The sequence below is a fragment of the Chryseobacterium sp. S0630 genome (genome assembly GCF_024158915.1).
Lineage (GTDB): Bacteria > Bacteroidota > Bacteroidia > Flavobacteriales > Weeksellaceae > Chryseobacterium.
In genome coordinates, this window is the sequence record NZ_JAMZGF010000104.1 from 1 (window position 1) to 6,170 (window position 6,170).

The 6,170-nt window shown below is 32.6% G+C and carries 11 protein-coding genes; 3 read left to right on the plus strand and 8 right to left on the minus strand.

What is annotated here, in order from left to right:
- Positions 1 to 88: 88 nt before the first annotated feature.
- The 3 genes from NK356_RS23785 to NK356_RS23795 all read right to left on the minus strand — a co-directional run bounded on the left by NK356_RS23785 (position 89) and on the right by NK356_RS23795 (position 1,841).
- The gene (locus NK356_RS23785) at positions 89 to 442 is read right to left on the minus strand and encodes a cupin domain-containing protein (RefSeq protein WP_253318218.1); all 354 of its coding nucleotides are present in this window, start codon (positions 440 to 442) and stop codon (positions 89 to 91) included.
- 19 nt (positions 443 to 461) lie between these two features.
- Positions 462 to 881, minus strand: a complete 420-nt coding sequence (locus NK356_RS23790; RefSeq protein WP_253318219.1) for a DoxX family membrane protein — start codon at positions 879 to 881, stop codon at positions 462 to 464.
- Positions 882 to 1,049: 168 nt separating this feature from the next.
- A complete protein-coding gene (locus tag NK356_RS23795) occupies positions 1,050 to 1,841 on the minus strand; it encodes an AraC family transcriptional regulator (RefSeq protein ID WP_253318220.1) in 792 nt (263 codons plus the stop codon).
- 164 nt (positions 1,842 to 2,005) lie between these two features.
- Here NK356_RS23795 and NK356_RS23800 point away from each other — a divergent pair, with 164 nt between their 5' ends.
- Positions 2,006 to 2,518 carry a thioredoxin family protein gene (locus NK356_RS23800; RefSeq protein ID WP_253318221.1) on the plus strand — a complete coding sequence of 171 codons (513 nt, stop codon included), beginning with the start codon at positions 2,006 to 2,008 and terminating at the stop codon, positions 2,516 to 2,518.
- 56 nt (positions 2,519 to 2,574) lie between these two features.
- Here the strand turns inward: NK356_RS23800 and NK356_RS23805 are convergent, their stop codons facing one another.
- The 5 genes from NK356_RS23805 to NK356_RS23820 form a co-directional block, all read right to left on the minus strand.
- On the minus strand, positions 2,575 to 3,177 hold the full coding sequence (locus NK356_RS23805) for a hypothetical protein (protein WP_253318222.1): 603 nt from the start codon (positions 3,175 to 3,177) through the stop codon (positions 2,575 to 2,577).
- A 137-nt stretch (positions 3,178 to 3,314) separates the two neighbouring features.
- Positions 3,315 to 3,710, minus strand: coding sequence for a hypothetical protein (locus NK356_RS23810; RefSeq protein ID WP_047434374.1), 396 nt, complete (start codon positions 3,708 to 3,710; stop codon positions 3,315 to 3,317).
- 51 nt (positions 3,711 to 3,761) lie between these two features.
- A complete protein-coding gene (locus tag NK356_RS24200; protein WP_262486817.1) occupies positions 3,762 to 3,893 on the minus strand; it encodes a hypothetical protein in 132 nt (43 codons plus the stop codon).
- 82 nt (positions 3,894 to 3,975) lie between these two features.
- A complete protein-coding gene (locus NK356_RS23815) occupies positions 3,976 to 4,332 on the minus strand; it encodes a hypothetical protein (RefSeq protein WP_034699322.1) in 357 nt (118 codons plus the stop codon).
- An 11-nt stretch (positions 4,333 to 4,343) separates the two neighbouring features.
- A complete protein-coding gene (locus tag NK356_RS23820; protein WP_253318223.1) occupies positions 4,344 to 4,508 on the minus strand; it encodes a hypothetical protein in 165 nt (54 codons plus the stop codon).
- A 221-nt stretch (positions 4,509 to 4,729) separates the two neighbouring features.
- Between NK356_RS23820 and NK356_RS23825 the strand changes: the two genes are divergently transcribed.
- Together NK356_RS23825 and NK356_RS23830 are read left to right on the plus strand one after the other, a co-directional pair.
- Positions 4,730 to 5,779 (plus strand): nucleoid-associated protein, encoded by a 1,050-nt coding sequence (locus tag NK356_RS23825; RefSeq protein ID WP_253318224.1) that lies wholly within the window; start codon positions 4,730 to 4,732, stop codon positions 5,777 to 5,779.
- Complete coding sequence (locus tag NK356_RS23830; protein WP_253318225.1) at positions 5,779 to 6,156, plus strand: hypothetical protein; 378 nt, start codon at positions 5,779 to 5,781, stop codon at positions 6,154 to 6,156. Before NK356_RS23825 ends, NK356_RS23830 begins: the two co-directional genes overlap by 1 nt.
- Positions 6,157 to 6,170 lie beyond the last annotated feature (14 nt).

Below are 6,170 nucleotides of genomic sequence, written 5' to 3' on the forward strand. Positions count from 1 at the left end.
AAAACAAATCAAAATATATAAAAATTATTTACTTTTTAACAAGAAAAACCGCCTCAGTTGTGAGACGGCTTCTTTGTTTTATCGCGTCTTAAAGTATTTCCACTTCTTCCGGTACAACAAAAAGAATAATACAGCCCTGTTCTGATTTCACAGAATGTTTAAAATTCGGTGGAGTATACAAATAATCCCCTTTTTCCAGACTGGCTCCTGCAATAGTTGCATCACCTCCCATGATAAACAATTCCTCACCAGCAGGATGATTATGATAAGGATAGCTTGCTCCCGCTTCAAATTTTAAAAGAATACTGGTAGAACGGTTTTTTTCAGGATCAAATTTTAAAGATTTTACAAAAATACCTTCATAATGAATTCCTTTTTCAATTAAAGGCTGCCATTCTTTCTGTTCTGTTTTTACGATGTAATCGTGGATGTTGGTGTTCATGATATTTGAATTTTAATTGTTATTGATGTAAAAGTTGGTCTAAACTCCATTTGTAACGGGAAAAGGTACTCAGAAGAAAAGCTCCGGCACTGAATGCAAAGACTGAATAGTCCAGAGGTTCTTTAATTCCAAAAGAAATGCTCATGGCTATTGCAAAAAATAAAGTGAGAATAGAGGCGTACCTTGCTGTTCTTTTTATCTGAAACCCCAGAAGAAGCAAAATACCGATGGACAGTTCAGCAATGGTAGATAATACTGCAATAATGGCTGCCCACGATTGTGGTAAAAATGAAATGGTTTCAGCGGTATAATGAACAAAATTTTTCCAACCGGAAGATTGTACTCCCCAAAGATTCAGTCTGCTTGCCACTGCTGACAAAAATCCGACAGCCAGGGCAATTCTTAATAAGAAAATGGCGGCATCGTGTTGCGTTTTCATACGTATAATTTTTAGGTTTTAATTACAGTACAAAGTTCAGGGAAAGCCTTTGCCTAAAGAATAGACAATTCCGGAAAAAGCATATAATATTTGAGGGAGTAAGGAAGCTGGAGGATGGGAGTTAATAAGAGGCTGTAAATTTTTTTCTTCAGACTAAAACTCCTTTTTTTATATTTCCTTTACTGCCTTCTGATAATCTTTAGGAGAGCGTGAAGTATGTTTTTTAAAGAAATTTGAAAAATAGAAGGGATCATTGAAACCAAGTTGGTAAGCAATTTCTTTTATGGTCAGTTTTTCATAGAGCAAAAGCCTCTTGGCCTCAGAAATAATGAGGCTGTAAATCACATTCTGAGCTGTTTTATTGGTGTGAATTTTTGAAACCTCATTCAGTTTGGCTTCAGTGGTCCCGAGAAGATCAGCAAAATGAGAGACCTGATAATTGTTTTGAAAATGATCTCTTACCCTTTCAAGGAACTTTAAAAATAAAGCATCGGGTTTCCAGATTTCATCACCGTTGGCAATTTTACTGCGGTTGATTTCCACCAATAGCAATTCAACCATAGAATGCGTAGAGATCAGATACTGATAAGGCTGTTCCTGAATTTCTTTTTCAATAGCATTCAATGTTTCAGAGAAAAATGCAGGATGTTGTACGGTAATCATTTCGTTCATTCCAAAATGACAGAAAAGTCCGTTGTGGAAAATAAGCTCAATATCACTGTCGTTTTTGCAGAAGAAATCAAGGGTGAATTCCAACGCAGTGAGTTTTCCTTCCACAGATTTTAACTGATGAAACTGCCCTGAAGTAATCGTTACAACCTGACCGGTTTTCAGGATGAAAATATTTTCGTCAATCAGAATTTCAGCACTTCCATGATGACACCAGAATAAGGTGTATCTGATGACTCTTCTTGGCTCAAAATGCCCTGACTGATGAGAATATTTTTTTATTTCAATCATTTTGCAGACCTGTTAGAGATTTGATACTTCTATTTTTACACTGTGAAAGAAATTCCTTTGTTATAGACGAAATTACAAAATGTTTAACTAAAATGATGGAAAACTAGAATTATATTGTAGATAAAAATACCTAAATTCGTTTAGATTTTAAACAAAAATTCAGAATGAAATACTCTAAAATTATTATCGTTGTAACCCTGTTACTGTTCCAGTTGGGAGCGGCGCAGGAAAAAGCAGATGTTGTCTTAAATAAAGCTTTCACAGAAGCTAAAGCAGGAAAGAAAAATGTTTTACTGGTGTTCCATGCTTCATGGTGCAAATGGTGCAAAATGATGGAAAAAAATATGGACCTTCCTGAAACCAAACCTATTTTTGATAAAAGATTTGTCACGGCTTATGTAGACGTTCAGGAAAGAGGTGATAAGAAGAACCTTGAAAATCCAGGCGGACAAGAGCTGATGAATAAATATAAGGGCGGAACTGCCGGACTTCCTTTCTGGGTGATCCTCAATCCAAAAGGAGAAGTATTGGCAGATTCTTTTGATGCTAAAGGAGAAAATCTGGGATCTCCGGCCACACCGGAAGAAGTAAATACTTTTATTGCCAAGCTGGGGAAAGCCTCAAAACTAAGTAATGAAGAGTCACAAACTATAGAGAAAGTGTTTGTGAAGAAATAAAAATAAAATCCCTCCAAAATTTATTGAAGGGATTTTTTATTATATGAATCTGTTGATTATAATTCTTTATAAGAATACTCAATATTGGTCCATAAAACCTGATCTCCTGTTTTGATCATTTCAGAAGGAGTGGAAAATATATTGACAAAAATATTTTCGTATTGGGTGGTTCCAAAATGAGCACTTTTAGTAATCAATAAGGCGTCATGATCATCTCGGGGGACTTTTTTAACGTATCTGTACGTTCTTTTTAAAGTGAATGAAGAAGTGTTTTTATGGAAATCACCAATGTAAGTTGGCTTACTATTATTATTCTCTTGGATCATTACAGAATCATTCGCGATGGTAAAACTGTACGTAAAATCTGTAGTTGAGGTTTCTGATAGCAACTTGATGGTCTTGTTTTTAAGATCAAGGCTTATTTTTTCCCAAGTGGGTTCCTGATACAGACTCCAATAATTGTTGAGGTAAGATTCATCCGGAGTAGATTTTTCTCCTTTTGCCCCCTGATACAAAACTGTATTTTTTACAGCATAGCTTTTAAATTGAAACTGGTAAACATTTTTATCAACAGGTCTCGGATCATCAATTGTATTATCGTTGTTTTCACAAGAGATCAATGACAATGCCATCATCAGGGCATAAAATGGGTGTTTCATCGGTACTTTTTGCAAAAATAGGCCTTTTACACGGATTGGTGAAATAGAATAGAGTGAAACTTCCCTATAACAGGGCTAAAAAGTAAAAAGACGAAAGAGCAAATGTATGAATTCACCTTTTCGTCTTTTAATTTCATTTATTTCCCAAAATACATCTGATCCTGCTTCTGTTGCTCATTATAAATGATCTGGAAGCTTACAGGCATATATTGGTAAAGAAGTTTCCAATGTTGGATTTTTGCATGTTTTTTAAAACTTTCGAAAGATCTTACAAAAAGGTTTTCAATCATGGTTCTTACATAAGAATTCCCGTTTCTGTAGATCCAGTCCATCAGCTTGATATGATGGGCAATGATATTGATCTTAGATTCCTGCAACAAGTTCTTCAGATAATTCACGGTAGCCTGCATGACCCCAGCGAAATTGTCCTGTACAGACAACTGTGTGATCTCATTGCGAAGTGGCGGATAGAAAAATTTTAAGTATTCAACAGCTATTTTTTGATTAATAGTTTGCATTTGTACTTTCATCATAATTAAGAATTTTTCAAACACTTTATATTGCAGCGAAATGTATACCAAAATTTAAAGGCAGGCTGCAAAAATAAATACACCAACTATCACAGCGATGTGAGTGAGTAATATCTCTGCATTGTGTCTGTTAGTCGTAGTTTTCCAGGTTTTCCAATCTGAAATCCTTCTGATTTTATTTTTCATAATCTATTGATTGTGAGTTGTTTTGATTTTTGTTTAATTTAAACACTTTGTAATGAAACGGATAAAAAATGTAATAAAACCGTTATATGCCGTGACTGTAAATTTGTCTGGAATACACCTTCTGTAGGTTGGCAGAAATATGACTAAAAATCACTTTTCTGTATTCCTCACTGCAGAAAGCGGTACAATTGTCCAGAGAATAGATAAAAGTAGTCTCAATAGCATTCTTCAGTACTGTATCTCCATCAGTATAAATTTTGTCCATTTTCTGTAAACTTCTGAACAGCAGATTTCTGTCATTCTGGCGGATCATATTTTTAATACGTTCCGTAAACGTCCGGATAATGCTGTATGAGTTTTGAATGTTAATTTCTTTTACTTCCTTTTCAAAATCGGGAACCACATCGGTGATTTCCTTTACGGCTTGTAAATAATTCATTGTATTATATTTTAATTGTGATTGTGTTCAAGGATTTTGATAATAGCACCAAAGATGAAAATGGTTAAAAAAGCGAGAAAGAGCATATGGTAAGGCTTAAGCCACTTTGGAGTCGCTGGTCCTCTGCTTTTTAATCTTCTGAGCTTGTCAATTCTGTTTAATGTTTTTAAGTCCATTTTTCTATGTTTTCAAATGATGATGCCAATGATATTCCGTTGAAAATGAAATTTATTTAAAGTGTTGATATACAATTAATTGATGTTTTGTGGTTGAATTTTTAAAACAAAAAAGCCTGTCAAAATGATATGGTTTTTATCAAATTGAATATGTGACTTCTTTGGTTGCGGTTTCCCGTAAAAAAAATGTAATTTATTCCTTATTTTAGTAAAAAAACAATATGCCAGATATTAAACAAAAAGGACACGATATTAAAATAAAAAATATAGTTATCCATCGAATTGATAAAGAACCTGCTAAAGAGGTTACTGAAATGAAACTAGCAACAAAAACTTTAGAGGTTTCTAAAAAGGAAATTTTTTTTATTGCAGATATTAAGAAGTCATTTTCTGGTCCCGGAAAAACTTATGGAATATTTGAAGAGCAAGACCAATCAACAGTATTTGAGAATTTATTGACTGGGTATGCTGAAGGTATTATAGATTTTTTGGAAATGACCCAAGAGCTCATGCATCACTATAAAAGAATATTAGAACTAACAAATCCAGCTTCAGGTGGTTTTTTAGTTTTTTCTGATTATCTCAATACTTCGCTTAATGCTGAATACCTTTTAATTTTGGCAATAAATAATAAGCAAGGATATTTTTTTAGCGAAGACCTGACATTAAATGAAATAGAAAGTATAGATTTAAGTAAAATTGATGTTGCTTCATCCATTAATATTTCAAAATGGAAAGAGTTTAAAAATGGGAATGACGACATTGATACATATCTATCATTTAGAAGTGGATTGAAAAACATATCAAAATATTTTCAAACTTTTATTGGTTGTGAAGATAAAACAACAAAAACTGCAGGTTCGAAGAAATTGGTTTTTGCAGTTAAGGAATATTTAAATAATAATTTTGAAGATAAAGAGGAACGCGATAGATTATTAGACAGAATTAAAGCTCATTGCATTGAATATGATAGAAATAACAAGGGTGTGTTTCTAAGCGATATATCAAGAATTATTGATGAGGAAAATCCTGATGATTTTGCAACTTTTGCTTCAGATGAAAAGTATTCTGTGAATCCTATAATAAGTGTTGATAAAAATGTAATTAAATTATTAACAAAAACCAAGTATAAATCAAGAAATGAAGATTTTATAATTGAATTTGACAATACATTAATCGGAAATAAAATTAAATATGATGGAGAAACAAATTCTATGTCAATAGAAGATATACCACAAGATCTGGCGAACCAAATTAAAAAACATATGTGATGTTGGATTTATTAAAGGAATTATTTTCAAATAAAATAAGTGAAACAGCTAATTTATGTAGTTTCTCATTTCTTATTACAGATGTTAAACAAATTAGTTTATTACAAGAAGTTGAAATTGATAATATATTTAATGAAAAAGAAATTCCGGTTTCTGATACTGAATTGAAAGTTGGAGAGACTTATATTTTTGATTTAGCATGGACATCATTAAGAAGGCATAATTTTTATACAACATGTGCTGACTTCGTTACATTTAATAATAAAGATAAAAGCAAAGAATTTTATATTTTAGAAATTGATTGTACAGAAAAAGGAAGCCGTCTCATTTTCCTTGAGGCGGTTTTTGTTTATAAACTACCCATATTATTTTTTTAGGATGATTTTTTTGA

Bases quoted from the DNA above. Each gene is read 5' to 3' on its own strand.
- NK356_RS23785 (WP_253318218.1), bottom strand. From the start codon at position 442: ATGAACACCAACATCCACGATTACATCGTAAAAACAGAACAGAAAGAA.
- NK356_RS23790 (WP_253318219.1), bottom strand. From the start codon at position 881: ATGAAAACGCAACACGATGCCGCCATTTTCTTATTAAGAATTGCCCTG.
- NK356_RS23795 (WP_253318220.1), bottom strand. From the start codon at position 1,841: ATGATTGAAATAAAAAAATATTCTCATCAGTCAGGGCATTTTGAGCCA.
- NK356_RS23800 (WP_253318221.1), top strand. From the start codon at position 2,006: ATGAAATACTCTAAAATTATTATCGTTGTAACCCTGTTACTGTTCCAG.
- NK356_RS23805 (WP_253318222.1), bottom strand. From the start codon at position 3,177: ATGAAACACCCATTTTATGCCCTGATGATGGCATTGTCATTGATCTCT.
- NK356_RS23810 (WP_047434374.1), bottom strand. From the start codon at position 3,710: ATGATGAAAGTACAAATGCAAACTATTAATCAAAAAATAGCTGTTGAA.
- NK356_RS24200 (WP_262486817.1), bottom strand. From the start codon at position 3,893: ATGAAAAATAAAATCAGAAGGATTTCAGATTGGAAAACCTGGAAAACT.
- NK356_RS23815 (WP_034699322.1), bottom strand. From the start codon at position 4,332: ATGAATTATTTACAAGCCGTAAAGGAAATCACCGATGTGGTTCCCGAT.
- NK356_RS23820 (WP_253318223.1), bottom strand. From the start codon at position 4,508: ATGGACTTAAAAACATTAAACAGAATTGACAAGCTCAGAAGATTAAAA.
- NK356_RS23825 (WP_253318224.1), top strand. From the start codon at position 4,730: ATGCCAGATATTAAACAAAAAGGACACGATATTAAAATAAAAAATATA.
- NK356_RS23830 (WP_253318225.1), top strand. From the start codon at position 5,779: ATGTTGGATTTATTAAAGGAATTATTTTCAAATAAAATAAGTGAAACA.